This is a genomic window from Methylomonas sp. 2BW1-5-20 (genome assembly GCF_052474515.1).
Genome location: NZ_CP184127.1, coordinates 4,504,169 through 4,530,742 on the forward strand (window position 1 = coordinate 4,504,169; position 26,574 = coordinate 4,530,742).

Genomic DNA, 26,574 nt, shown 5'->3' on the forward strand with positions numbered 1-26,574 from the left:
TTTTTTGGCTTCCTTGCCCGGCTTATCCCGGCGTATGATTGCCGGTTTGATTTTATACCTCGAGGCACGATGTTCGGCCCCTTCTAAGGACAATGCATGAAATATAGAGATTTAAGAGACTTTATCGAGCAGCTGGAAAAACAGGGCGAACTGAAACGCATCAAACCGGAAGTCGATCCGGTGTTGGAAATGACGGTGATCTGCGACCGGGTTCTGAAGCAGGGCGGGCCGGCCTTACTGTTCGAAAACCCGAAAGGCTCCAATATTGCGGTGCTCGGCAACCTGTTCGGCACGCCGAAGCGGGTGGCGATGGGCATGGGTGCCAAAGACGTTTCCGAATTACGCGGTATCGGCGAATTACTGGCGTATCTGAAAGAGCCCGAGCCGCCGAAAGGCATGAAAGACGCGCTGGAAAAGTTGCCGGTATTCAAGCAAGTGCTAAATATGGCTCCAAAAATAGTCAGTTCCGCACCCTGCCAGGAAGTGATTCGAGTTGGGGATGAAGTCGATTTAAGCGTGTATCCGATTCAAACCTGTTGGCCGGAAGACGCCGCGCCGTTAATCACTTGGCCGTTGGTGATTACCAAGGGCCCGAATAAAGACCGGCAAAATCTGGGGATTTACCGGCAGCAAGTCATAGGCAAAAACAAAGTCATCATGCGCTGGCTGGCGCATCGCGGCGGGGCATTGGATTTCAAGGAATGGCAACAGGCGCATCCGGGTAAACCGTTTCCGGTGGCTGTGGCGCTGGGCGCGGACCCGGCAACGATATTGGCGTCAGTGACGCCGGTGCCGGATTCTTTGTCCGAGTACGCCTTCGCCGGTTTGCTGCGCGGCAGCAAGACCGAAGTCGCCAACTGCCTGACGCCAGGACTAAACGGTCTGCAAGTGCCGGCCAGCGCCGAAATCGTCCTGGAAGGCTTTATCTATCCCGGCGAAACCGCGCCGGAAGGACCCTACGGCGATCACACCGGGTATTACAACGAGGTCGACGAGTTTCCAGTGTTTACCGTCGAGCGCATTACGCAAAGGCAGGTGCCGATCTACCACAGCACCTACACCGGCCGCCCGCCCGACGAGCCGGCGATCCTTGGTGTGGCTTTAAACGAAGTCTTCGTACCGATTTTGCAAAAGCAGTTTCCGGAAATCGTCGATTTTTACCTGCCGCCGGAAGGATGCTCTTATCGGATGGCCGTGATCAGCATGAAGAAACAATACGCCGGCCACGCTAAACGGGTGATGCTGGGCACCTGGTCGTATTTGAGGCAGTTTATGTACACCAAGTTTGTCATCGTGGTCGATGACGATGTGGATGTGCGCAATTGGCAGGATGTGATTTGGGCGATTACCACCCGGATGGACCCGGCTCGCGATTTGACGATATTGGAAAACACTCCTATAGATTATCTGGATTTTGCTTCGCCGGTGTCGGGCTTGGGGTCGAAGGTTGGTTTCGATGCGACCAACAAATGGCCTGGCGAAACCAGCCGGGAATGGGGCAGGCCTATCGTGATGAGCGAGGATGTGATCAAAAAAGTCGATTCGATGTGGGATAGCTTATTTAGTTAGGGTAGACTGCCGGCTAGTGCGTATAACGGTACGAATCCTAATGAAAATATTGATTGTCGACGATATTCCGGAAAATAGAACGCTGCTCGATAAGTTGCTGACCAAAATGCAACATCAAGTGATTCTGGCGGAAAACGGCAAGCAAGCCGTCGACTTGGTAGTAAGCGAGGCGCCGGATATGATCCTGATGGACATCATGATGCCGGTCATGAATGGTCTGGAAGCGATTCGGGCCATTAGAGCGCTGCCGACGGATAAATGGATAGCGATTTACATACTTAGCGCTCTTAGCCAAGAACAGGATGTGATCGACGGTCTGGAAGCCGGTGCCGACGACTTTCTGCAGAAGCCGTTTAATAAGGCCATACTCGCGGCCAAATTGAGCTCGGCGCAACGCTCGATCGATATGCAAAAACTGATCATTGCCGATACGGAGCAGCTTAAAATCTATCACGACGAAAATGAGGACGAGCAGCAGTTTTTGCAAAGCATTTTCGAGCGTTTGATCAAACAGAGCGACCTGAAAGACGATCATCTACAATTCTGGTTGCAACCGGCCAAACGTTTTAGCGGCGATCTGGTTTGCGCCAGACGGGTTAGCAGCCAACAAATCTATTTTTTATTGGCCGATTCCACCGGCCATGGGTTGGCGGCCGCATTGCCGACGGTTATCGTCAATCAAGCGTTTCAAGCCATGACCAGAAAAGGTCTCGCGGTGCCGATTATCGTGCGCGAAATCAATCGGCTGTTGTACAGCCAAATGCCGGTGGGGCGGTTCGTGGCCTTGGCCTTGGGTATGATAGACGCCAGGCGGCAAACCGTAGAGTTGTGGAATGGCGGATTGCCGGAGGTTTTTGCGCTGGATAAGGCCGGCAAATTAGTGCATACCTTTCGTTCCTCGCATCCGTCCGCCGGCATTCTGGACAATCGGGACTTTGACGACGGCTGTGAAATCTGGCACTGGCGGGACGAGTGCGAATTGTTTATGTACTCGGACGGTTTAACCGATGCGCAAAACCCCGATAATCGCTTGTTCGGGCACGATACTCTGCTGCAAACCCTTAGCATCGCGCCGTCCGGCCTGCGGGTGGCGGCGATACAAACGGCTGTGGACGCGCATATGGCCGGCAGGGAGACGCAAGACGATATATCCTGCATGGCGATTCGCTGCGGCTAAAGGCTAAGCCCCTTGGCCTTGGGCGGACGGCAAAGTGCGTCTTGAGCTATTTTAGCTATACTCTGATTTCTCCGGAGCATCGATTGCGAATAGCGAAAGATTGGTCGGGTTATTTCAGTCCTCTTTATTAGTTGCACTTGCATACGCTTATATCGATTCGTCACCGACCCCATTGAAAAAAAACGTGGACCTAAAACAGCATATTCTGCATGCAGCCATTCTGATCGTCGACGACGAACCCGCCAACGTTAAATTGCTGGAAAAGATTTTGCAGCGGCAGGGCTATCGGAATATTCAATCGACCTGCGATTCTCGCGAAGTCGTTGCCTTATGCGACGCGACCCGTTTCGATGCCTTTTTGCTGGATATCCGTATGCCGCATCTAAATGGCTTCGATGTGATGCAGCAGTTGCAACAACGTTTTAAAGACGACTATCTGCCGGTGTTAGTGTTGACCGCGCAATCGGATATGGAAACTCGCCTGCAAGCTTTAAGTTTGGGAGCGAAAGACTTTTTGACCAAGCCCTTCGATCAGCTCGAAGCCGTTACCCGGATCCACAATTTACTGGAAGTGCGCTTAATGCATAACCGGGTGCGCGGTCAAAACCGGCTTTTGGAGGAACAGGTCAAAATTCGCACCGACGAACTCTATCGTACTCGCCAGGAAGTGATACGTAGGTTGGGTCTGGCTGCCGAATACCGGGATAACGAGACCGGCAACCACATTATCCGCATGAGCAAATATGCGCAACTGTTGGCCCTGGCTTATGGGCTGGGTGAAGCGGATGCGGAAATCATACTCAATGCGGCACCTATGCACGATATCGGCAAGATCGGTATTCCGGATCGGGTTTTGCTGAAACCCGGCAAATTGGACGCCGAAGAATGGCGAATCATGCAGACCCATGTGGAAATGGGGGCCAATATTCTATCCGGATCGCCGACCGAACTGATGAGAACGGCGCGTATCATCGCTCAGCATCACCATGAAAAATGGGATGGCAGCGGCTATCCGCAAGGGTTGAGAGAGGAAGAAATTTCGATAGCCGGCAGAATTTGCGCATTGGCTGACGTATTCGACGCTTTAACGTCGCGACGCCCGTACAAACCGGCTTGGGGGCTGGACGAAACCTTGGCCTTTATCATTGCCGAGTCCGGCAAGCATTTCGATCCCAGACTGGTGCCGTTGCTAACGAAGAATTTGCCGGAAATCCTGGCAATTAAAGAAGAGCATGCCGACGAGTTTAACAATAGCAGCTTAAACTAGCGGGTGTTAAACGGGGCCGATAGCCTCTACGCCGCTGATCACTTCAGCGGAAGCCAATTCCATGCCGCGCTTGAAGTAATTGCAGGCTTGATCTTTATCACCTTTGGCAAACAGCAATTCGCCCAGCAGTTGGTAGGTCGCGACCGAGGCTTCGATATTCAAGCTTTTCAACAGATATTGTTCGGCTTTTTCCATTTGCGTCGCTTTTAACGCCAGTTTGCCAAGCACTCTTAATAAAACTGCGTTGCCGGGATAGACCGCCAGCCATTGTTCGACTGATTGCAGTTGTTTGGCGGCGTCTTCCGCTTCGATATTCGAGACCAACACCAACAGGGTGTCGTCCCAATGTTTGCCCAATTGTTTCAGCATTGCCGTTTCCACGGATGAGCCCGCTCCAGCCGCGATCATGGCCGCAAAATAGATATTGGCAATGCCGGGCAGGGTTTTGATATGTTCCGGGATGCCTTCCCAGCAGCGCTGAATGGCATCTTGGTCGTTTTGCGCAATCGTTTGTTTGAGCAGGCGACTGAAGGTTTCGGTTTCCAGCAATTTTACTTCGGTTTCCATCAGCACCTTATGTTGCTGTAGCGACGGCAACAGTTTGCTCAGGCCCTCCCAGTCGCCAAGATGCTGATAGGCTTGATGCATCATTTTCAATACCCGCGCATGGCCGGGATTGATCGAATGCAATTTGCCCAATGTTTCCAAGGCTTGTTCGAACTGTTGTTCGGACAGGTGCAGTTCCGCCTGAGTCAAACCTACGGTCAAATTGGTATCCGGCGATTGTTCGTTGGCTTTTTGCAGATATTCGTCGCGTTTATCGAGCGCGCCGCGCGATTGCGCCGCTCTGGCTGCGGTCAGATAATGCAATAACGGCGCGCCGCTATGTGCCGCATGTTTGATCAGAATTTTTTCGGCACGCTCCCAATTGCCGTCTGCGGCGTCGAACAGTCCGGCAATCAAGGCCTCTTGCGAGCGATTCAGTTTGATGTTGCGCCTACGCTTGGCAAACTGACTTGGCATCCGAATCAATACACCCAGTAAACGGAAAAAACTGTATAGCAGGAAAAAGCCGATGACTTGCGTTACGGTAAATACCGTTAACGAGGTTTCCAGAGACCAGTGACCGAAACCGATCAATACATAACCGGGATCGTTCTGTTTGACCAGCCAGTTATGCAGCAAAAACGCCACCAGCACGGCGCTAAGCAAGGAGCCGAGAAAATACAGGAAATTTTTCATAATGCCACTCGCTTATTGCTGGCCGGCGGAGGGTGCGGCCGTCGAGCCGGTCTCCGCCGACGCGCCCGGATTATTCAGCACCGCTTTATCGGTTTCGATACGCAGCTTGCTGATGTCCTTTAACAGCTTCAAAGAGCCGCTGACATCTGGATATTGGCTGCGAATCTGCACATTGGCCAGTTTGTCCAGCTCCGCCACAAATTTATCGGTTTGCTGGTTTTCCGCGAAATTTTTCTTCAGCCATTGTTTGGCGTCGGCAATGCTGCTGGAAAATAAGGTATCGTTCTGTTGCACCAGCGCAATTTCGATCATTTCCAACCGCACTTTCAGTTGCTGTTTGATGAAATGGGCTTCTTCGGGCGTCAGGATGGCATTGACCGGTTGTTCGGTATGACGCAAGACCACGTAGCCTTCCAGTTGTTTGGCTACGGTGCTTAAAATTTCATGACCGTGTTCGGACAGGTCGCTGTTAGGTTCCGGTTTTTCCGGCTGCTTGCCGGCATGCGGCAGAAATACCGATAACCCTTCCACGGCATCCTGTAAATGCTGAATGCCGGCGTAGATGCCGACGATATCCGGCACGGTGGCGCCGTTTAATAAGGCGATTTCCTTGGCGATTTGCTCGCGTACTTTAAATACCGCCGCGTCGCCGCTTTCCCGCAGGCGTTGGTCTGCCGCCTCAAGGGCTTCGCGAGTGGTATTGACGTCGCCTACCAGATGTAAACGTTGATTGGCGACAGTGAGCAGATACTCCGCATCCGCCAACAGCCAGTCGCCGCGGGTTTTACCCAGTTGCCGTTGCAGCATCAGGATTGAGGATTCCAACTCCTTGCGCGCGGTATCCAGGCGTTCTTCATGCAGCTTGGAAAAGTCGGCCAGCGTCTGGTTAAAATGGTTGTCCTTGCCGGTCATCTCCGCGTTGACGTTGGCGATCTGCGATTGCACGCCGTTCAATTGATCGCGTAATCCGTTAAGTTCCTTGTCGAGCTCTATCAGCTTCAGATTGTCCTGATTGTTTTCGGTGTCCTGGCTGCTGCGCAACTGCTGGAAAAAATAAAAACCGGCGGCAGCCAGGGCGATGACCAAGGCGATGGAGACAATACCAACCCACAGGCCGGCATGCGACTTTTTAACCACTACTACCGGAGCTGGATTTTCTTGTTGTTCTTCAATTACTTCGGCCACTGTTTTCCCCGTTAAATAACGTCGTCAAGGTCTCTAAAATCGCTGCATCGGTGGGCTGCTTGCTCACTGCAATCTGTTTAAATCCGAACTGTTTTGCCGCGTCGCTGACCCGTTCGCTCACCACCACCAAGGGTATTGCTCTCAATAGTGCCGCCGACTCATCGTCCAGCATTGCCAATAAATTTTGTAAAGCTTCGACGCTGGTAATAATCGCTGCGTCCAGCTGATGTTTTGTTAAATGTCCGCGCAATTCGCTGTTGTCTATTACCGGTTGGCGCCTGCTATAGACCTCAAGATATATCACCTTGGAGCCTCGATTACGCAAACTTTCCGCCAGTTTTTCCCGGCCGCCGACACCGCGGACGATCACGCAAGTTTTACCCGCGACATCCTGCAATTTCGGCTCGGCCAACAAGCCTTCGCTATTAAACTCGGTCGCCGGTACACAATCCACCGGACAGCCGGCTTGTTGTAAAGCGTTGGCGGTAGCCTGACCGACGGCGGCAATTCCGAACTTATGCAAGGCCGGCATTTTGCCACCGAACGCCTTGATAGCAAAATCCACAGCGTTGGTGCTGGTAAAAATAAGCCAGTCGCCGGCTACTGCCTGAGCCAATATAGTCGAATCGGGCTGGGCTGCGACAATTTCCAAAGTTGGAAAGCGTATGGCCAGACCGTCCCGTTGATTTATCAAATTACACAAATTGTTGGCTTGCGCGGCGGGTCGAGTTACCAGAATCCGCGCGCCTTGCAGAGCGGGTGTCATTGATACAACTCGCGTAAAATTTTATCGGCGCCCTGTGCCAGTAAATCCTCCGCTACAGTTCGGCCTAAGATTTCAAAATCGGCCAGGCTGCTTTCCGCGTGCGCTCTATATAATAAAGAACCGTCGGGGTTGCCGACCAGGCCACGCATAACCAAGCGCTCACCTTTAATTTCGGCGAAACCGGCAATAGGTACTTGGCAGCCGCCGTTGAGCCGGGCGTTCATCGCCCGTTCGGCGCCGACCCGGATGCTGGTGTCTTCGTCGTGCAATACCTTTAAATATTCGTGAATCTCGGCGTCGTCGATTCGGCACTCGATGCCGATGGCGCCCTGTCCCATCGCCGGTAGGCTTTCTGTCGGCTCCAGTTGGGCGGTGATGCGCTCTCCCATTCCCAGCCGTTTCAAGCCGGCCGAAGCCAGAATGATCGCGTCGTATTCACCGGCATCCAGTTTCGCCAGCCGGGTATTGACGTTGCCGCGTAGGCTAAGAATTTCCGCGTTTGGGAATTTTTCCTTGATTTGGCATTGGCGGCGTAGACTGGAAGTGCCGATGCGCGCGTCGGTCGGCAATTCGGCCAAACTGCGATATTTATTGGAGACGAAGGCATCGGTAGGATCTTCCCGGTCCAGAATCACTGCCAGATGCAGGCTTTCCGGAAACTCCACCGGCACGTCTTTCATCGAATGCACGGCAATGTCGGCAGAGCCTTCCAGCATGCCTTGTTCCAGTTCCTTGACGAACAAACCTTTCCCGCCGACTTTGGCCAATGGTGCATCAAGGATTTTGTCGCCGCGGGTGACCATTTTTACCAGCTCGGTTTGTAAGCCGGGAAATGCCTGTTGCAGTCGCGCCGCGACATGCTCGGCCTGCCACAAGGCCAGCGGACTTTGCCGGGTAGCGATACGAATAATTCTGTCAGCCAAAACTGCTCCTGCCGATTGCTGGCGGGCGTCTAAGCTGCGCCCTTTGTTGGGAATAAATGTTCGCTATTGTAATCCGATTTGACGGGGAAGGTGGGTAGAAGTTGTTTGTGCTGTTAGGCAGTCGAAAACTGCTTGCTAGGGATTAGGTAGGCTAAAGATTGAGAAAACGGTATTCAGTTAACCAAACTAAATATCGCTCAGACAAATACCTAGCCTTACTCGATCTACCTAACCTCAAATACCTCAAAATGCTCGCCTGCCTCATGTGGGTTGGTGATTACTTCGCTAACCTTGGCCAATATTGGGCCTTTATGGCACCAAGCCACCAGCTTTTGCAGTTCTTCCACATGGCCGCTGGCGATGATTTCGACACTGCCGTCGGCCAGATTTCTGACAAAGCCTTTTACATTTAACTTCACCGCCTGCTTTTGGGTATAGGCGCGAAAATAAACGCCCTGCACCCGGCCCTTGACGATGATGTGCAAACACTCGCTCATCGCGTAATCCTCCAGCAATAATGAATTTTTTGATCGCGGGCGAAATCCTCAGGAATGGTTTTCGCGCTGATGTCTTCTATCTGAAAATCCGCCAAGGCTTGCCTATCCAGTTTGAAGCGGCGGAAGTTGGTGGAAAAATATAACACGCCGTCTGCTGCCAGCAGGGCAACCGCACTGCGTAGCAGGTGCAGATGATCGTTCTGAATATCAAAGGCTTCGTCCATTTTCTTGGAATTGGAAAAGGTCGGCGGATCGAGAAAGATCAGATCGAATTGCGGCTTGTCCTTGGCGCCGGCTTGCTCCGCCAGCCATTCCACGCAATTGGCGCGCAGCAGTTTGTGATCGCCTTGAATCCCGTTCAGGTCGAAGTTGCGCTTGGCCCAGTCCAGATAGGTATTGGACATGTCCACCGTGACGCTAGACGCCGCGCCACCCACCGCCGCATGCACACTAGCACTGCCGGTACAGGCAAACAGATTCAGAAAGCGTTTGCCCTTGGCTTGCTGTTGTATCAACAGGCGAATCGGCCGGTGATCCAGAAACAGGCCGGTATCCAAGTAGTCTTCGAAATTCACCCAAAACTTGCAACCGCCTTCTTCGACCACGTGGAAACGGCCGGATTCGCCTTGCTTTTCATATTGCTCGGTGCTTTTCTGCTTACGGCGGATTTTTAAAAACACCTGCTCCTTGGGTATTTCCAATACTTTGGGGATTTCCACCATGACCCCGGCCAGACGTTGATTGGCTTTGGCCGGATCTATGGTTTTCGGCGATTCGTATTCCTGCACGTTGACCCAGGTCTGCTCGCCCTGATAAACATCCACGGCCACCGCGTATTCCGGCAAATCGGCGTCGTACAGCCGATAGCAGCTGACCTGGTTTTGCTTGGCCCATTTGCCGATTTTTTTCAGATTCTTGCGCAGCCGATTGGCGAACATTTCCGCCTGATTATCCGGCTGCTCGGTTTCGGTACGCCGGCTGATTTGCTCGATACGTTCTTGCTGGGATTTGGCTTTGGGTTCGAAAAAGGTCTGCACTTCGATATTAAAGCGCAGCAATTTGCACTCCAGCGCGCCGTTGAACAGGGTAATCGGTTTTTGCGAACGCACGCCTAATCTAAAGCCCAATTCCGGATTGCTGATGATCATCGCTACCTGCCAGCCGACGAAACGTTGTTTCAACACCTCTCCAAAGCGGCGATACAGCTCTGATGTTTCGGCCTCATCGCCCAGACGTTCGCCGTAGGGCGGGTTGCAGGCGATCAAGCCCTTAGTCCAACTTTCCGCCGCCTTCGCGTCGGCAATATCGCGTCGTTCGATATGAATCTTACCGGCCAAGCCGGCATTTTCGACGTGCTGCAAGGCTGCTAACACAGTGCGGCGGTCTTGATCGAAACCGACAATCACCGGCATCTTGCTTAAGCCAATATCCCGGCGTTGCTTGGCTTCGTCCAGCAGGCTTTCCCAAAGCGCGGCATCGTGTTTTTTCCAGCCCAGGAAGCCGAAATAATCGCGCTGCAAACCCGGCGCATAATCGGCGGCGATCATCGCCCCTTCCAGCAACATGGTGCCGGAGCCACACATGGGATCGAGCAGCGAACCGCCTTGCTCGGCGATTTTCGGCCAACCTGCACGCAGTAAAATCGCCGCCGCCAGGTTTTCCTTGATCGGCGCGGCGATGTTGACGTCGCGGTAGCCTCGTTTGTGCAAACTCTCGCCGGATAAATCCAGGCTGAGTTGTGCGGTCTCATTGTGTAGATAGACATTGACGCGAATGCTGGGCCGGTCGGTGTCGATATTGGGCCGTTTGTTAAACTTGGCTCGCATTTGATCGACGATGGCGTCCTTAACCTTCAGCGCGCCGAAATGGGTGTTGTTGATAGCGGGATTGTTTTTGCTGCTGAACGACACCGCCAGGCTGTCGTCCGGTTTGATGTGTTCAAACCAGTTGATCTTTTTCACGCCGTCGTACAAATCCTGCTGGGATTTGACCTCGAAACTACTCAAGGGCAGAAACACCCGGTTGGCGGTACGCGACCACAAACAGACCCGGTAAGCCAGCGCCAGATCGCCGTCGAAAGCCACGCCGGCCATTTTTTCGCGAACGTTTTGGCCGCCCAGGGCTTTGATTTCGTTGGCTAGAATGCCTTCCATCGCTTTGGGCGTGGTGGCGAACAGTGGGTATTGGCTCATGGTCTGCGGGCTGGATGCGGAATGGTCGGGTAGGATACTAAAATGTGCCGCTACTGCGGTGGATATTTTTGCTTGCAAGCCGCAAACAAGCGTTGCACCAGAGCAGGCGGTTAAAGCCGCCAAAGAGTGTCAAACTGTTTTACAATCGGAAGATCGATGTCAGTCAGTGAAATTCTAAAGATTTGAGGTGCTGGTCAAATTCTTACTTGGCATTGTTCTTGCTTTATATGTATTAATTCTGAACGGCATTTGCTTGTTTAACTTTCTGTAATATTCAAGGTAGTGGCATGTACCCGCAAAAACACTTCGAAACCTACTACGATCCGCACCAGTGCATTCGTGCTTTCAAGATTACGCCCGGTGAATATTGCGTAACCAATTCCGGAGAGTTGATCGTCACTGTGTCGGGTTCATGCGTTATTGCTTGTATCAGAGACCGTCAACAGGGCATCGGTGGGATGTATCAATTCATGGTGGTCAACGTCAATGAAGATCAGCCGCTCAATCAGCGCATGGAGAATATGGCGAATGCCGGCATGGATGGTTTCATCGACCGCCTGATCGACATGGGCGCGGAAATGGAGAATTTGGAAGCAAAGGTGTTTGGTGGCGGTAATATTCTTAACGGCATGCAGCGAAACAATGTTGGTGCACGTAGCGCACAGTTTTTGCGCACTTATCTGGCCAACCGGAACATTCCGGTCATGGCTGACGACATGCTCGGCATCTATCCCCGTAAGGTGTACTTTTTTCCGGAAACCGGCGAAGTGTTGGTGAAAAAGCTCAAGGTTATAAAAAATGAGACCATTCTGGAGCGGGAGCAGGCTTACTCTGAGTGGTTGTTTGCGGGGATGTTGGCTTAAAGTTGCTTATTTTGGTTAGGCTTGTCGGTTTTGTGTCGCTGGCGCGACGGCTGGTTTTAATGTCGGGTCTCGGCCCGACAGCCGAGATACTTTCTTTTGCGCCGCCAAAAGAAAGTATCCAAAGAAAAGGCGGCCCGGATGCCGCTTATTCCCAGCCCCTCCGCCGACGTGCGGCATCGCTGCCGCACCCCTTCGGGGCTACTCACTCGGCACATCCCTGTGCCTGGCCCTTCGGGTGCTGCGCATGCAAATCGGCTATCCTGCCGATTTGTCTCGCCAAAAGCTCCGGTGCTCGGCGCGGCATGCGGGGGGGAACCTACGCGTGATTTGCAGGATTTGAGTTTGCAAAAATGTAGCCTTGCGTCGTTTAGCTTAATTAGCGACAACGCGGACAGCGTATTCCAACGTGCGTCCGATTACGCTGGGCTAATCGGACCACCGTGTTTACCCGATTGGGCGATTGCTATGCATTAGTAGCCCTTCTACGGGTCTCGTAGTCATTCTCCGCAGCATCAAGAAGCGTCGCGAGAGAGTCTGCATGCCACACCCTACCCAAATCAGATTCGGGGTTAATTCTTCCGGAGTAGATTCCTAGAAATTCCCATGCTTCTTTGGCGGATAAGCTTGAAGATATCTTTCCGTCTTTAATGCTTCTGTAACCTGAGGTCCTGAATGCGATTACAGGAGATCCGGATTGGTCTTGTCTAGATCTACAATCGATAAGGAAAACCGGGTTCTCTTCCGTTACTAAAGACAGCTCATGAGCAAGAAAGCCAGTGGCCCAGACGGGTAGTTTACCGCTTGTGGAAATGCCAAATGGAAATCCAATAACGCTAACCGGCTCGGCTGGACTGACAAGCATTCCAACTCTATCGACATCTTTTTCGATGTAGTACGGAAGACACAAAACGTCGTCCCCCCACTTTACATTTAGTGCCACCAGATCGGCCTTTGCGCCGAGTATTGGATGTTCTATCCAAAACGGCTCGCCGCTATCCCGATACAAAGGCAATCTGAGCTTTAGCCATTCACCAATGTGTGGTTTTGAGCGGTGGAAGTGGATGATTATGTTGTCAGGGGTTCCCAATGTTTTACTTAAACACTCACCGGTTTCTTGGTGGCGACCAGTTACATTATGCCGATTGGTAATGATTGCACAGCGAGACCTCCTGTTTTTCGCAGCCAACACTGCAGTCCCTGTACTCAAGATAACCTCTCCAAAACATATTTCAATAAACAGGGACTTTAGCGAGGGTAGCTCAATATTTAGTGGGTAACGGTCTGAAGTCTCTTCTGTTCCTTCCATCTAGTATTCCTCGGACAGCCAAGCTAACAATGGCCTAACAAGTGATTACATAGTTTCTGTATATCTCCCTGAATTGGGTGATATATATGTTATGTCAAAGTCTAGCTGGAAAAAGGATTCAGATTTTGTTCGAGCCAAAAACAATATTTCAACATGCTTGAGGATGAAGCTCGACGTATGTTGGTTTGATCTTGGATTATGGGATGGGTTTACCCCGTATGCCGCGCCGAGCACCGGAGCTTTCGGCGGGAATAGCCCGGAGGGGTGCGGCAAGGATGCCGCACGTTGACGAAGGGGCAGGAAGCTCCTTTCGTCAACCCCCGGCAAAAGCGAGGAGCGCAGGGAATAAGCGGTATCCGGGCCGCCTTTTCTTTGGATACTTTCTTTTGGCGGCGCAAAAGAAAGTATCTCGGCTGTCGGGCCGAGACCCGACTTCTAAACAATCCGTCGCGTCAGCGACACCAAAACTCAGTTGACTTTAATCAACTCAACATCAAAAATCAGCGCCGCATTAGGCCCAATATCTCTGCCAGCCCCTCGCTCGCCGTAAGCCAGATTGGAAGGAATAAAGAAGCGGTATTTCGCGCCTTCTTTCATCAATTGTACGCCTTCGGTCCAGCCGGCGATGACGCGGTTTAATGGGAAAGTGGCAGGTTCGCCCCGGCCGTAGGAACTATCGAATTCTTTGCCGTCGATGGTGGTGCCTTTGTAATGCACCGTGACGTTGTCGGTGGCTTTGGGTTGAGCGCCGGCGCCTTCGGTGAACACCAGATATTGCAGACCGCTGGCGGTCGTGACGACGCCGGTGTTTTTGGCGTTGTCCGCCAGAAATTTTTCTCCCGCGGCTTTGTTTTCGGCTGGGGTGTTGGCGTTGGCCATTGAGAACATAACGAATCCTGTAATAAATGCGATTAAAATTGCGATAACACGTTGTTTCGTGGATTTCATGAAGACTCCCGTTAGATTGTTGGGGGCGCTAGTTTATCAGTTTTTGGCGTCCAGCTCTTGCCGGCAGGTGGCCAGTTGCGCATCGTAGCGTAAAGCGCGCTGATGGACTTTTTGCGCGGTATTCAGCAGCCATGGCTTGGACAGGTAGCTGCTACGTTGAAAACCGCCGAGGCCTTCGTGATAAGTTAAATACAGCTTGTTGGTGTCCGATGTGGGGATGCCGAGCGTGCGGTTGCTGGTGGCGCAATACCAAGCCACAAAGTCGCAGCTGTCGGCAAAGTCCTCGCGCTTCGCCCAACTGTTGCCGGCTTTTTGCCGGTAATCCGCCCAGGTTTCGTCCTTGGCTTGCGGGTAGCCGTAAGCACTGCTGGAACGAAACCAGGGGATAAAGCCCAGGATTAAAGGTCTGGGCGGCTGGGCGTCGGCGACGAAGCTGGACTCCTGATGAATAATCGCCATTTGTACCGCGATGGGCACGCCCCAGCGCCGGGCGGAACTCAACGTGGCTTGATACCAATTGTCTTTTTCCCGAAATATCTGACAGATATTTTCCGGGTTTTTCGGCGGCATGGTTGTACACGCTGATAAAAACGCTAGACTTGCGAGACAAATTATTCTGCTATTCATACCTTAGCGAATCAGATTGCAATAAAGGGCTCGTCTTTGCGCGCCCCTGCCAAACCGGAAGGACTATTATGCCAACGACCGAAAACCGAGCCTATCGCAAAAATCTGGCCAGCCAAGGATTGCTGTATTTGGGCTTCGAAGAGCACGAGATTTGGGTCGTGAATCTGTCGTTGACCGGTTTATTGGCGCAATTAAAGGTTAAGCCGCAGGTTAACGGCATCAAAGACATTTTTAATGCCTTGCAAGTTTCGCCGATCGTCGATTTTTATCTGCCGGACATGCGTTTAGCCGGCGAGGCCGAAATGGTCCGGGCCGAAGCAACCGTGGACGGTTTTGAAATTGCCATCGAGTTTCGCAACCTTTCTTATGATACCGATAATCTGCTCTACAGCCGTCGCGCCTACCGCAAAAACATGACCGCGCCTGGTCATATCGTCTTCAACGATACCGATTATGCGTTCAATACCGAAAATGTCTCGGTGGATGGCTTGATGATACGCATGTTGGGTAGAATTGAGGTGCCGGACGGCACGGTGGCCAAATTCGATTACAAGCATTTGAATTTGGAAGGCGAGGTGAAAGTGGTCTGGATCGATCACGACGACATTTCCACGCTGATGGGCTTGCAGTATCTCCATTTGCAGCGCGACTATATCAGGGGTATTCCAAACTTTAGCCACCCGCCGCTGGAGGCTGGCTAAAATTGCGGCTTAAGCCGTCGGCCATTCAAAAACGTTGCCGGTTACGTGCCAGCCAAAATTCGGTCGCCAATTGCTGAGCTTGTGCTTGGTCATCGGCTTTGCCCAGCAGCTTCAACGCCACCGCCGCGGTGGCTATCACGGTCGCTTCGCCGAATTCGTCGTTAAACTCGCCGCGCCAGCATTGCGTCAATAACTGCGGGTCCATGTCTTCGGCTTTCATATGCCGGCGTTCGAACAAGGCCGGCCAGGTTTCGTCGTTAAGTTCTCCGTTATTGACGCTCTGCACCAGGCACTCGACGTCCGGATTGCGCTCGGTTTCGCCGCCTTCGCCTTTCAATACCGCCATGTGTTTTTGATCCAGCAGCAACGCGGCTTTTTGATGTACCTGCCGGTAGCTGGGATGGAAGATGCCTTGAATGCTGGCCGTGGCGTCGAACGGGTTCAACAGTCTCACCAATGTATGTACCGGCGAACGCAAACCCATCACCGGCCGCAGATTGATCATGTCGTACAGTTTCGGGCAAATATATTCCAGCGACAGATAGCTGAAATTATTTTGCTCCAACTGTTGACCGGCTTCCGCGATTGACGTCGCGGCCTTTATCCCCAAGGCTTGCAGCGCATTCTCTGTATATAATCGGCCTTGAGTATGGCCGCCGGCGCCGTGCATGAATACTCTGATGCCGTTCTCAGCCAGTAGCAAAGTGGACAGTAAAAACCAGGGCAGATGGCGACGCTTGCCGGCGTAAGACGACCAGTCCAAGTCGACGGCCACTTTTGATTCGAAAGCAAAACTTTCCCGCGCGGCTTGCACGAAGCCGGCCAGCTCTTCGCAGGTTTCTTCCTTGACGCGCATCAGCATCAAAAACGCGCCGAGCTGAATGGGTTCCACTTGGCCGTCGGACAAAATCATTTGCATGGCCCGGTAGGCTTCGTCTTCTGTCAGCGGCCGGGCACCTTTTTTGCCCTTGCCGAGTATCTTGATAAATTCCGCGAACGGATGTTCCTGGGTCAACAAGCTCATGAGAATGACAGGGGAAAGTAATGATCGATCAGCAATGCCGCGAAAATCAGCATCAGATACACAATGGAATAGCCGAAGGTGCGCATCGCGGTTTTATTGTCTTTTTTACGCATCATTTGGATCGCGTAATAGATAAAGCCCAAGCCCAGCAATACTGCGGCCAACAGATAAATCACGCCGCTCATGCCGGTCAGGTAAGGCAGCAGAGTGGTGATCAACAACAGAATGGTGTACAGCAGAATCTGTAAGCGGGTGAATTCCACGCCGTGGGTCACCGGCAGCATCGGGATGGAGACTTTGGCGTATTCCTCGCGTCTGGCGATGGCTAGCGCCCAGAAATGCGGCGGGGTCCAGACGAAAATAATCAAAAACAGCAGTAAGGCGTGAGGATGCACTTCGCCGGTAATCGCCGCCCAGCCCAGTACCGGCGGTGCGGCGCCGGCCGCGCCGCCGATCACGATATTTTGCGGCGTCATTTTTTTAAGGTATACCGTATAAATTAGTGCATAGCCGATCAGCGACAAAAAGGTCAGGAATGCGGTCAACACATTGATCTTGATGGTCAGGATGGCCATGGCGACAAAGCCGATCAAGCTGGCGAACACCAATACCTGGTGCGAGTTCAAATGCCCGGTGGGTAGTGGTCTATTCTTGGTGCGGCCCATTTCCGCGTCGGCTTTTTGATCGATGAAATGATTGATCGCCGCCGCCGAGGAGGCCGCTAGGGCGATGCCTATGCTGCCGTAGAAAAAGTTATCCAGCGGCGGCATGCCGGGTACGGCCAGCAGCATGCCGACAACGGCGGTAAACACGATCAATGCGACGACTCTGGGCTTACAGAGTTCTAAGTAGTCTTTCCAGGATAGCGCGGAGGTTGTGTCGGTCATCAAGTACCAAATGGATTTGCAGGTCTTTAAACATATAGAATAACAGTGAACCATTGATTATTAAAATAATCACAAGCGCTCACCATCTTTTAGTCAACGAGGGATTTATGAACTATAGGCTTGCGGCGTTAGCGCTGCTTTGTCCTGCTGTCGCGGCGCATGCCGAGGCCGGCAAGGTACACGAACATGTTTTTAGCAACGGCTTAAAACTACTGGTAAAGGAGGACCATCGTTCGCCGGTGGTGGTATCGCAAGTCTGGTACAAAGTCGGCTCCAGTTACGAGCCTGGCGGTATTACCGGTATTTCGCACATGTTGGAACACATGATGTTCAAAGGTACCCAAAAATATCCGGCCGGTGAGTTTTCCCGGATCATCGCCGAAAACGGCGGCAACGAGAACGCCTTTACCGGGCAGGATTACACGGCGTATTTCCAAACCCTGGAAAAATCGCGCCTGGAAATCAGCTTTAAACTGGAAAGCGACCGGATGCGTAATCTGGATTTGAAAGCTGAGGAATTAAAAAAAGAATTGGAAGTAGTCACCGAGGAGCGGCGCATGCGTACCGACGACCAGCCGCGTTCGAAAGTGCATGAGCAATTCATGGCTACCGCTTTCACCAACAGCCCCTACCAAAATCCGGTGATCGGTTGGCCGTCCGATATAGCCAACTATAAAGTCGAAGACCTGCAATCCTGGTATCAACAATGGTACGCGCCCAATAATGCCACGTTGGTAGTGGTGGGCGATGTCGATGCGCTGCAAGTCGAAAAACTCGCCGAGCAATATTTTGCGCCATTGCAACCCAGTGTGCTGAAACCGGTAAAACCGCAGGATGAAAGCGAACAGCACGGTGTGCGCCGTATTACCGTGAAAGCGCCGGCCAAACTGCCTTACCTGATGATGGGCTATAAAGTGCCGGTATTAAAAACCGCCAAGCCGGAATGGGAAGCCTATGCACTGGAAGTGCTGGCGGGTGTGCTGGACGGCGGCGATAGCGCCCGCCTGTCTTCGCGTTTGATCAGAGGCAAGCAAATTGCCGTATCGGCCGGTGCCGGCTTCGATCTTACCTCGCGTTTGCCGGAGATGTTCCTGCTGGAAGCCACTCCGGCGGAAGGCAAAACCGTGTTCGATTTGGAATACGCCTTGCTGGACGAAGTCTATCAATTGAAGAACGAACTGATAGCCAAGGACGAACTGCAACGTATCAAGGCGCAAGTGTTGGCTAGCGCGGTGTATCAAAAAGATTCCAACTTCTATCAAGCCATGCAGTTGGGCACGCTGGAAACGGTGGGTATCGGTTGGCAGAAAGCCGACGAGTATGTCGATAAGGTCAATCAAGTCACCGCCGAACAGGTCAGGGAAGTGGCACGGAAATATTTGATTGAGGATACGCTCACCGTCGCTTATCTCGACCCGCAACCCATCACCCAAGCCGCCAAGCCTGCAAAAGCCATAGGAGGTCATCATGCGTTTTAATTTAATCGGCTTGGCACTATTGCTGTTGAGCCAGACCGTCTGGTCAGCCGCCAAAATCGAAAACTGGCAAACCCCGCAAGGCAGCCGGGTTTATTACGTGCGCACCGTCGGCTTGCCGATGGTGGATGTCCGGGTCGTGTTCGATGCCGGCAGTGCCCGCGACGACGCGCAATTCGGCGTCGCCGCGTTGACCTCGGCCTTGCTGGATAGCGGTGCCGGCGAGTTGAGTGCCGACGACATCGCTCAGCGTTTCGAATCGGTAGGCGCCAACTATTCAGCCAGCGTGAGTGAAGATATGGCCTGGTTGGCAGTGCGCACATTGACTGAGAAAGCTTTGTTCGACAAAGCGCTGGCGACTTTTGAAACCGTGTTGAGCAAGCCGGCCTTTAATCAAGCCGATTTTGAGCGGGAAAAAGCCCGTACCCTGGCCGGTTTGAAACACCGGGAAGAATCGCCGGGAGAACTAGCTGGGATTGCCTTCAATAAAGCGTTGTATGGTGATCATCCCTATGCACATCCGGAATCCGGTGTGGTGGAAACGGTGGCCGGTTTTAGCGCTGACGATCTGAAAAACTTTTATCAAAAATACTACGTGGCTGCGAATGCCATGGTGGTCATCGTCGGCGACGTCAGTCGCGAACAAGCCGAGCAAACCGCTAATCAGGTGCTAAGCAAGCTGCCGGTGGGCAGCAAGCCTGCGGAAATCCCCGTAGTGACGATGCCCGGCAAAGCCAGCAAGCAGCATATCGAGTTTCCGTCCACACAAACCCACGTTCTGGTCGGTTTGCCCGGCACCTATCGGAAAGACCCTGACTACTTTGCCTTGTATGTGGGTAACCACATTTTGGGCGGCGGCAGCATGGTGTCCAGGCTGTTTGAAGAAGTGCGGGAGAAGCGCGGTTTGGCGTACGGCGCTTACAGTGTGTTTGCGCCGATGTACAGGCAGGGGCCGTTCATGATGAGTTTGCAAACCCGCAACGATCAGACCGAGCAGGCCTTGGATGTGTTGCTGAAGACTTTTAACGAGTTTCTGAATAAAGGCCCAAGCGAGAAGGAGCTGACCGCCGCCAAGCAAAATATCACCGGCGGCTTTGCGATGCGTTTCGATACCAACAGCAAGCTGACCGACTATGTGGCGATGATCGGCTTTTATCAGCAACCGCTGGATTATCTGGATACCTTTCAGAGCAATGTCGAAGCCGTCAGCATCGAGCAAATCAAGGATGCTTTCAAACGCCGGGTAAAACCGGAGCTGTTGCAAACCGTGACGGTGGGTGCCGGTAAATAAAATGTCTAACCAAATCCGCATCATCGGCGGCGAATGGCGCAGCAGGCACATCGTATTCGACGACGCGCCGGGTTTGCGGCCGACGCCGTCGCGGGTGCGGGAAACCTTGTTCAACTGGCTGCAAGCCGACATTCTGCATAGCCGCTGCCTGGATCTGTACGCCGGCAGTGGGGCTTTGGGTTTGGAAGCCGCTTCCCGAGGCGCCAGGCAGGTGGTACAAGTGGAAAACAACCCTGCCAGTTGCCAAAAGCTGCGCGAGAACATTGCCAAATTGGCGGCGGCGCAGGTTAAGCTGGTACAGCAGGATGTCAGTCATTTTTTAAACGGGTCGGCGCAGCCTTTCGATTTGGTATTTCTGGATCCGCCGTTCGGCCAGGGTTTAATTTGGCAGACCTGTAAACTATTGGATGACAAGGGCTGGTTGGCCGCTTACGCCAAAATTTATTTGGAATGCGAGCGCAATCGGCCGCTGGACGATCTGCCGGCCGATTGGAGCTTGCTAAAAGCCAAGACGGCCGGCGAAGTCAGCTACAACCTGCTGCAAAAGCAATCGGATACTTTTGCCGCGGCGAATGGTTTAAAATAAGCCGCTTTTGCCTTTTTCTAAAGCAGATGAACATTACCGCGATTTATCCCGGCACCTTCGACCCCATCACCAACGGGCACCTGGATCTGATCCACCGCGCCTCCCGGCTTTACCAACATGTGATAGTCGCCGTGGCGGTCAGCCGAGGCAAACAGCCGCTGTTTTCGTTGGAAGAGCGGGTAGCCTTAATCCGGGAAGTGGTGACCGAGTTCAGCAATGTCAGCGTGATCGGCTTCGATACCTTGCTGGTCGAATGCGCCAAGCAACATCAAGCCAGCGTGATCATCCGCGGCCTGCGCGCGGTATCCGATTTTGAATACGAATTTCAATTGGCCGGCATGAACCGTCGTCTGTCGCCAAACATCGAAACCGTGTTTCTGACCCCGGCGGAACAATACGAATTCATCTCGTCCAGCATGATTCGCGAGATCGCCCAGCTGAATGGCGACGTGTCCAGCTTCGTGCCTGAATTGGTCAAACAACGCTTAACCGAAAAATTTTCCCAGGAGTAATTATGGCGCTGATTATTAGCGACGACTGTATCAATTGCGATGTCTGCGAGCCGGAATGCCCGAATGGTGCCATTTCGCAAGGCGAAGAGATTTATGTGATTAACCCTTCGCTGTGCACTGAGTGCATCGGCCACCACGACAAGCCGCAATGCATGGAAGTGTGCCCGGTGGATTGTATTGATAAGGATCCGGATGTGGTTGAGGACAAGGACAGTCTGTATAAAAAGTATTTGAAACTGACGAGTTAATATTTGCCGCTTCAGGCGCTTGTATGTGCCTAAAACGGCAAAATCAAGCGACGGGCTGAGCTTCGGCGCCGGCATCGCACAATCTAAACGAAGGAGATCGATATGCTCAAAAGTGTTGGCTATGCTGCTTATAATCCGCAAACGCCGTTACGCTCGTTTCATTTCGAACGCCGGCAACCCGGACCCACGGATGTGCGTATCGAAATCCTGTATTGCGGGGTTTGTCATAGCGATCTGCACCAAGTGCGTAACGAATGGCGCGGCACGACTTTTCCGGTAGTGCCTGGGCACGAAATCGTCGGCAGGGTTGTGGAGGTCGGTGCCCAAGTGACGAATTTTAAATTGGGCGATTTGGCCGGGGTAGGCTGTATGGTCGATTCTTGCGGCGTCTGCCCCGATTGCCGGGATCATCAGGAACAGTTTTGCGCCCACACTGTATTCACTTACAACAGTCCGGACCCACATACCGGCAAAATGACCTACGGAGGCTACTCCAATCAGATCGTGGTCGATCAGGGTTTTGTATTGCGTGTGTCAGATAAGCTGGATCTGGCGGCGGTAGCGCCCTTGCTGTGTGCCGGCATTACCACGTATTCGCCGTTGCGGCATTGGAAAATCGGCAAAGGCCATAAGGTCGGCATCGTCGGTTTGGGCGGCTTGGGTCACATGGGGCTGAAATTCGCGCATGCTTTTGGCGCGGAAGTGGTGCTGTTTACCACTTCGCCAGGCAAGGAGGCCGACGCTAAGCGCTTGGGCGCAAGCGAGGTGGTGATTTCCAAACATGCCGACGAAATGGCAAAGCATCTGAATAGCTTCGATTTCATTTTAAATACCGTCGCCGCGCGGCACGATTTGGATCAGTATCTAAGCCTGTTGAAGCGCGACGGCACGATGTGTCTGGTCGGCGTACCGTCCGATCCGCATCCGTCGCCGAACGTCGGTAATCTGATATTCCGCCGCCGTTCCCTGGCCGGTTCGTTGATCGGCGGTATTCGAGAGACCCAGGAAATGCTGGATTTCTGCGCCGAGCACGATATTGTTTCCGACATCGAACTGATTCCGATGGCCGGTATCAACGATGCTTATCAACGGATGCTGAAAAGCGACGTGAAATACCGCTTCGTTATCGATATGGCGACCTTACAGGCTTGATGCCGTCGTCGTTGCGTATCGGTTGTACAGTGCCGGCATTAAAAACAGGTTCAGCAGGGTCGAGGTAATCAAGCCGCCGAGTATTACCACGGCCATCGGGTATTCGATTTCATGGCCGGAGATATTGCCTTTCGCGATCAGCGGCAATAAAGCCAGCCCGGCGCAGGCGGCGGTCATCAGGATAGGTACCAGGCGTTCTTCGGCACCGCGCATGGCCAGTCCCGGGCCGAAGGGTACTGCTTCGTCTTGTTGCAGATGCCGGTAATGGCTCAACAACATGATCCCGTTACGGGCTGCAATGCCGAGCACGGTGATGAAGCCGACCAGCGAACCGAGCGATAACACGCCGCCGCTGAAGAATGCCGCCGCCACCCCGCCGATCAATGCGAATGGTAAGGTCAGTGCCACCAGCAGCACCAAACGGACAGAGCGAAAGTCCACATGCAGTAAGACCAGGATGCCCAGCAAACAAGCAAAGCTTAGCCAAGCCAGGCGTTCGCTGGATGCTTGCCTCGCGGCGTATTCGCCTAGGAACTCCGGGTGATAGCCTCGAGCAAAACTTAAACCTTTGACGCGGGTTTCGATTTCCCGGGCCACGCCGCCTAGATCGTTGCCGCTGACGTTGCAGGTCACGTCGATTCGGCGCGAGGCGTTCTCCCGCTTGATCTCGTTGGGCGCCGGGGTGATTTCCAGGTCGGCGACGTCGCCCAACGGAACGTGCGCGCCGGAAGGCGTATCGATGTTCAATTGCCGCAGCGCAGCCAAGTCATGTCTGACCCGTTCCACGCCCCATACCGCGACATCCAGCACTTTTTGTTCCCGGTAAATTTCGCCGACTTTACTGCCTTTGATCAAGGTAGTGGCCGCGCGTCTTACCTGGCCCGGCGTCAAACCGAAGTTGGCGGCTGCCTCGGGCCGCAGTCTAATCTGAATCTGCGGAATTAACACTTGCGGTTCCACTTTTAGATTGGTCACCCCCGGCACGCCGCTAATAGCCGTGCCGACTTCGGCAGCCTTGTCGCGTAGTATCGCCAAATCGGGGCCAAAAAGCCGCACGACTACCGTTGCACTGGCTCCGGTAAGCACTTCCTTGATACGCTCGCGTAAATACGTCAGCAGGTCGCGGTACAGGCCCGGATAACCGTCGACAACGGCCTGGATTTTCGCCACGGTACTGTCGTAATCCACCGAGGTATCCAGACTGAGCCACAATTCGGTGAAGTTGGGTCCGACTACTTCGTCGGCTACTTCGGCCCGGCCGATATGCGAACCAAAATTACGCACGCCGGGTATCGCCCGCAGCTCCTTGCTGACTTGCAGTGTAATGCGGCGCATCGCCTCCAGCGAAGTGCCGGGTTTCTCGACCCAGTGCATCAGAAAATCGGTTTCCTTGAAGTTGGGCAAAAACGATTCGCCAAGACGCGGCAAAGCCAGGGCGGTCAGGAGAAAGGTGGTAAGCAGAATGCCTGCGGCCCAGTGCGGACGGGCGATAATGGCCGGCATGGTTTTGCGATATTGTTGTTTCAATACACGCGTCAGCGGCGCATCGCCTTCCCGTTGTTTCGCATTCGGCAACAGCAGTAAACACAGAGCCGGCGTTACGGTCAGCGCCACTAGCAACGAAGCGAAAATCGCCAATAGATAGGAAAAGGCCAGCGGCCGAAAGAACGTGCCGGCCAGGCCGTCGAGGAAAAATACCGGCACGAACACCAAGGCCACGATCAAACTGGCGAATACCACGGCGCTGCGCACTTCCAGCGAGGCTTTCAAGACCACGCGGAATGGCGACAGCGGGCTACCGGCTGCTCGATTCAAGCGTAGCCGGCGCATGATGTTTTCCACGTCGATGACGGCGTCGTCCACCACTTCGCCGACGGCGATCACCAAGCCGGCCAAGACCATGGTGTTGAGCGTGCCGCCGCGCAGATAAAGTACCGCCGCAGCGGCCAGTAGCGACAGCGGGATAGCGGAAAGGCTAATGACGGCGGTACGCCATTCGAAGAGGAAGGCGAGTAATATCAACGCGACTAGCGCGCACCCCAGTATCAGCGCGTCGCTCAGGTTGTGCAGCGAGCGTTCGATGAAGGTTGCCGGCCGGAAGATGGTCGGGTCGATAGTGACATCGTGCAGACCGGGTTGCAATGCCGCCAGCGTGGCTTCGACGTGACGCGTGACCTCCAGTGTATTGCCCCAGGGTTGTTTCTCAACTATCAGCAGCAAGCCGGGACCATCGTTGATTACCGCGTCGCCGATCGGCGGCGGATGGTCTTCGACGATCTCGGCGACATCGCCCAAGCGCAACGGCGCGCCGCCAACGAATTGCACGACGGTGCGGGCCAAATCTTCCGGCGTTTCCACCGGCGACAAATGCCGTACCGGCAAGCGTTGATTGGGGATGTCGACGAAGCCGCCGGCCGACACCGTTGCCGCATCGCCGGCGGCCCGGATCACCGCATCCAGCGTCACTCCATGAGCCGCCAGCCGGTCGGGATCGACCAGCACCTGCAATTGCCGGTCGCGTTGCCCCCAGATGGCCACGTTCGCAACGCCAGAAACGGCCAGCAGTCGCGGCCGGATGGTCCATAACGCCAATTCGGAAAGCGCCATTTGCGACAATTTTTCCGAGGATACGCCGATTTTCATCGCCCGGCTGGTGGAAGACAGCGGGGCTAACAGCACCGGCGCCCGCGCTACCGCCGGCAGGCGCGGAACGACAGTGGCGATGCGTTCCTGTACCAGTTGCCGCGCCCGCATCAGATCGGTGCCTTCCTGAAAAATGCAGACGACTGAGGACAAACCCAGTACCGATTTCGAACGCAGCGTTTTCAGCCAAGCGGTGCCGTTCACCGCGCTTTCCAACGGTACGCTGATCAGGTTTTCGACTTCTTCGGTGGAAAGGCCGGGGGCTTCGGTCTGGATTTCCACCAGCGGCGGGGTGAATTCCGGAAATACATCAAGCGGCATTTGCCGAGCGGCATAGATACCGAAAATTACCAGTACTAAAGCCAAGGCCAGCACCAATACCCGTTGGTGTAAGGAGGCGGCTATAAGACAACGCATCATTTACCCGCTCCGAATTCGGTGCCGAACAATTCCGCGGCGCCGGTTGTTACCACTTTTACACCCTCTTGCACACCGCCGGCCAGAGCGGCCTGGTCATTCTCCACCCATATCACCTGTACCCGGCGCCGGAGATAGATGCCCGCATCCAGCGATTGATAAACCCAACTGCCGCCATCCGCGTCGTACACGATTGCCGACCAGGGCACCACCACGCTGTTGCCGGCATCGCGTAACGGGATGGTCACGCCGACCCGCTGACCGGGACGCAACATAGCGTCCGAATTTTTGACCTCGTAGAACAAATCCACCGTGGCAGCGGCCGGGTTGGCGGAAGGTGGCGCCGATACAGGGACCGCCTTAAGACCGGGCTTGCCGGGAGTACTTCTCAATTCGCCCACACTGGCCGGGACGCGCGTGTCCAAGGTTGCGACATCGCCCACGTATACCGGCACGCGCACCCATAGCGTGGCCCGGTTAGCCACATCCAGCAAAGCCGGACCGAGCAGGTCGCGACGGGCATGCGCAGTCTTTAGTGCGGCGGCGGCCAAGCCCACTTGTGCTCTCGCATCCTCCACGGCACGGTCGGTGCCGACCTTGTCGCGGCGCATCTGCTCGGTTCGATTCAAGGTTTGTTGCGCCGCTTGTGCTTGCACCTTGGCTTGTTCAACCTGGCCGTCGGCGTCGATTTGCGACTGCGCCAAACGCACCAACTCGGCCGGGGCCAAAGAGGGCAGTAGCGCATAAACCGACTGATTGCCATTGGCGGTTCCGGCCTGAGCCGGCAAGGTAATCTCGCCGCCGAACAGCCGGCTGCGGCTAAGTTGCCGCTGTTCCACCGTTTTGACGACTATGCCTAGCCGCCGCTCCGCATCCGGCGTCAGCTGGACCCGAGTTAATTCGGCTTCCTTCATCGGATGTTCGATTTTGGCGGGCGGGGCCGATGCCGATTCGGCGGCAAACGCAGCGCCTGCGTTCAGCAATAAAACGGCAATCAGAAGGGAAGCCGATGGAGCGATGATTTGAAGAGTGGTTTTCATTAGGGTCCGACCGTGGAATCCGAAAAATATTGCCGC

The 26,574-nt window shown here is 53.9% G+C and carries 24 protein-coding genes; 11 read left to right on the forward strand and 13 right to left on the reverse strand.

What is annotated here, in order from left to right:
* Nucleotides 1–96 precede the first annotated feature (96 nt).
* The 3 genes from ubiD to ACH50O_RS20735 all read left to right on the forward strand — a co-directional run bounded on the left by ubiD (nucleotide 97) and on the right by ACH50O_RS20735 (nucleotide 4,013).
* Nucleotides 97–1,569 carry a 4-hydroxy-3-polyprenylbenzoate decarboxylase gene (ubiD, locus tag ACH50O_RS20725; RefSeq protein WP_446809646.1) on the forward strand — a complete coding sequence of 491 codons (1,473 nt, stop codon included), beginning with the start codon at nucleotides 97–99 and terminating at the stop codon, nucleotides 1,567–1,569.
* A 40-nt stretch (nucleotides 1,570–1,609) separates the two neighbouring features.
* A complete protein-coding gene (locus tag ACH50O_RS20730; protein WP_446809647.1) occupies nucleotides 1,610–2,746 on the forward strand; it encodes a PP2C family protein-serine/threonine phosphatase in 1,137 nt (378 codons plus the stop codon).
* 184 nt (nucleotides 2,747–2,930) lie between these two features.
* A complete protein-coding gene (locus tag ACH50O_RS20735; protein WP_446809648.1) occupies nucleotides 2,931–4,013 on the forward strand; it encodes an HD domain-containing phosphohydrolase in 1,083 nt (360 codons plus the stop codon).
* A gap of 6 nt (nucleotides 4,014–4,019) precedes the next feature.
* Here the strand turns inward: ACH50O_RS20735 and ACH50O_RS20740 are convergent, their stop codons facing one another.
* The 6 genes from ACH50O_RS20740 to rlmKL form a co-directional block, all read right to left on the reverse strand.
* Entirely contained in the window at nucleotides 4,020–5,255 is a 1,236-nt protein-coding gene (locus tag ACH50O_RS20740; protein WP_446809649.1) for a heme biosynthesis HemY N-terminal domain-containing protein, read from the reverse strand.
* A gap of 12 nt (nucleotides 5,256–5,267) precedes the next feature.
* Nucleotides 5,268–6,440: a uroporphyrinogen-III C-methyltransferase gene (locus ACH50O_RS20745; RefSeq protein WP_446809650.1), complete on the reverse strand. Its 1,173-nt coding sequence runs from the start codon at nucleotides 6,438–6,440 to the stop codon at nucleotides 5,268–5,270.
* Entirely contained in the window at nucleotides 6,424–7,206 is a 783-nt protein-coding gene (locus tag ACH50O_RS20750) for a uroporphyrinogen-III synthase (protein ID WP_446809651.1), read from the reverse strand. The genes ACH50O_RS20745 and ACH50O_RS20750 overlap by 17 nt, the downstream gene beginning before the upstream one ends.
* A complete protein-coding gene (gene hemC, locus ACH50O_RS20755; protein ID WP_446809652.1) occupies nucleotides 7,203–8,129 on the reverse strand; it encodes a hydroxymethylbilane synthase in 927 nt (308 codons plus the stop codon). Before hemC ends, ACH50O_RS20750 begins: the two co-directional genes overlap by 4 nt.
* Before the next feature lie 224 nt (nucleotides 8,130–8,353).
* Nucleotides 8,354–8,626, reverse strand: a complete 273-nt coding sequence (gene yccX, locus ACH50O_RS20760) for an acylphosphatase (RefSeq protein ID WP_446809653.1) — start codon at nucleotides 8,624–8,626, stop codon at nucleotides 8,354–8,356.
* Nucleotides 8,623–10,818 (reverse strand): bifunctional 23S rRNA (guanine(2069)-N(7))-methyltransferase RlmK/23S rRNA (guanine(2445)-N(2))-methyltransferase RlmL, encoded by a 2,196-nt coding sequence (rlmKL, locus tag ACH50O_RS20765; protein WP_446809654.1) that lies wholly within the window; start codon nucleotides 10,816–10,818, stop codon nucleotides 8,623–8,625. Before rlmKL ends, yccX begins: the two co-directional genes overlap by 4 nt.
* 287 nt (nucleotides 10,819–11,105) lie before the next feature.
* Between rlmKL and ACH50O_RS20770 the strand changes: the two genes are divergently transcribed.
* Entirely contained in the window at nucleotides 11,106–11,681 is a 576-nt protein-coding gene (locus ACH50O_RS20770; RefSeq protein WP_446809655.1) for a chemoreceptor glutamine deamidase CheD, read from the forward strand.
* Between the two features lie 463 nt (nucleotides 11,682–12,144).
* Here ACH50O_RS20770 and ACH50O_RS20775 read toward each other — a convergent pair whose 3' ends face one another.
* The 3 genes from ACH50O_RS20775 to ACH50O_RS20785 form a co-directional block, all read right to left on the reverse strand.
* Nucleotides 12,145–12,987 carry a hypothetical protein gene (locus tag ACH50O_RS20775; protein ID WP_446809656.1) on the reverse strand — a complete coding sequence of 281 codons (843 nt, stop codon included), beginning with the start codon at nucleotides 12,985–12,987 and terminating at the stop codon, nucleotides 12,145–12,147.
* Between the two features lie 468 nt (nucleotides 12,988–13,455).
* Nucleotides 13,456–13,875 carry an FKBP-type peptidyl-prolyl cis-trans isomerase gene (locus tag ACH50O_RS20780; protein ID WP_446809657.1) on the reverse strand — a complete coding sequence of 140 codons (420 nt, stop codon included), beginning with the start codon at nucleotides 13,873–13,875 and terminating at the stop codon, nucleotides 13,456–13,458.
* A gap of 96 nt (nucleotides 13,876–13,971) precedes the next feature.
* Nucleotides 13,972–14,505 (reverse strand): transglycosylase SLT domain-containing protein, encoded by a 534-nt coding sequence (locus tag ACH50O_RS20785; protein WP_446809658.1) that lies wholly within the window; start codon nucleotides 14,503–14,505, stop codon nucleotides 13,972–13,974.
* A 125-nt stretch (nucleotides 14,506–14,630) separates the two neighbouring features.
* Here ACH50O_RS20785 and ACH50O_RS20790 point away from each other — a divergent pair, with 125 nt between their 5' ends.
* Nucleotides 14,631–15,263, forward strand: coding sequence for a PilZ domain-containing protein (locus ACH50O_RS20790; RefSeq protein ID WP_446809659.1), 633 nt, complete (start codon nucleotides 14,631–14,633; stop codon nucleotides 15,261–15,263).
* 25 nt (nucleotides 15,264–15,288) lie between these two features.
* Here ACH50O_RS20790 and ACH50O_RS20795 read toward each other — a convergent pair whose 3' ends face one another.
* Both ACH50O_RS20795 and cyoE read right to left on the reverse strand, forming a co-directional pair.
* On the reverse strand, nucleotides 15,289–16,287 hold the full coding sequence (locus ACH50O_RS20795) for a glycosyl transferase family protein (RefSeq protein ID WP_446809660.1): 999 nt from the start codon (nucleotides 16,285–16,287) through the stop codon (nucleotides 15,289–15,291).
* The gene (gene cyoE, locus ACH50O_RS20800) at nucleotides 16,284–17,174 is read right to left on the reverse strand and encodes a heme o synthase (RefSeq protein WP_446809661.1); all 891 of its coding nucleotides are present in this window, start codon (nucleotides 17,172–17,174) and stop codon (nucleotides 16,284–16,286) included. Before cyoE ends, ACH50O_RS20795 begins: the two co-directional genes overlap by 4 nt.
* A gap of 107 nt (nucleotides 17,175–17,281) precedes the next feature.
* Here cyoE and ACH50O_RS20805 point away from each other — a divergent pair, with 107 nt between their 5' ends.
* The 6 genes from ACH50O_RS20805 (at nucleotide 17,282) to ACH50O_RS20830 (ending at nucleotide 22,438) form a co-directional block, all read left to right on the forward strand.
* On the forward strand, nucleotides 17,282–18,652 hold the full coding sequence (locus tag ACH50O_RS20805; RefSeq protein WP_446809662.1) for a M16 family metallopeptidase: 1,371 nt from the start codon (nucleotides 17,282–17,284) through the stop codon (nucleotides 18,650–18,652).
* On the forward strand, nucleotides 18,642–19,940 hold the full coding sequence (locus tag ACH50O_RS20810; protein ID WP_446809663.1) for a M16 family metallopeptidase: 1,299 nt from the start codon (nucleotides 18,642–18,644) through the stop codon (nucleotides 19,938–19,940). The genes ACH50O_RS20805 and ACH50O_RS20810 overlap by 11 nt, the downstream gene beginning before the upstream one ends.
* A 1-nt stretch (nucleotide 19,941) precedes the next feature.
* On the forward strand, nucleotides 19,942–20,526 hold the full coding sequence (rsmD, locus tag ACH50O_RS20815) for a 16S rRNA (guanine(966)-N(2))-methyltransferase RsmD (protein ID WP_446809664.1): 585 nt from the start codon (nucleotides 19,942–19,944) through the stop codon (nucleotides 20,524–20,526).
* A 26-nt stretch (nucleotides 20,527–20,552) separates the two neighbouring features.
* Nucleotides 20,553–21,038: a pantetheine-phosphate adenylyltransferase gene (gene coaD, locus ACH50O_RS20820; RefSeq protein ID WP_446809665.1), complete on the forward strand. Its 486-nt coding sequence runs from the start codon at nucleotides 20,553–20,555 to the stop codon at nucleotides 21,036–21,038.
* 2 nt (nucleotides 21,039–21,040) lie between these two features.
* The gene (locus ACH50O_RS20825) at nucleotides 21,041–21,286 is read left to right on the forward strand and encodes a YfhL family 4Fe-4S dicluster ferredoxin (RefSeq protein WP_446809666.1); all 246 of its coding nucleotides are present in this window, start codon (nucleotides 21,041–21,043) and stop codon (nucleotides 21,284–21,286) included.
* 102 nt (nucleotides 21,287–21,388) lie between these two features.
* On the forward strand, nucleotides 21,389–22,438 hold the full coding sequence (locus ACH50O_RS20830; RefSeq protein WP_446809667.1) for an NAD(P)-dependent alcohol dehydrogenase: 1,050 nt from the start codon (nucleotides 21,389–21,391) through the stop codon (nucleotides 22,436–22,438).
* Here ACH50O_RS20830 and ACH50O_RS20835 read toward each other — a convergent pair.
* Entirely contained in the window at nucleotides 22,427–25,501 is a 3,075-nt protein-coding gene (locus ACH50O_RS20835; RefSeq protein ID WP_446809668.1) for an efflux RND transporter permease subunit, read from the reverse strand. The genes ACH50O_RS20830 and ACH50O_RS20835 overlap by 12 nt on opposite strands.
* Nucleotides 25,498–26,538, reverse strand: a complete 1,041-nt coding sequence (locus tag ACH50O_RS20840; protein ID WP_446809669.1) for a membrane fusion protein MtrC — start codon at nucleotides 26,536–26,538, stop codon at nucleotides 25,498–25,500. The genes ACH50O_RS20835 and ACH50O_RS20840 overlap by 4 nt, the downstream gene beginning before the upstream one ends.
* Nucleotides 26,539–26,574: the final 36 nt, after the last annotated feature.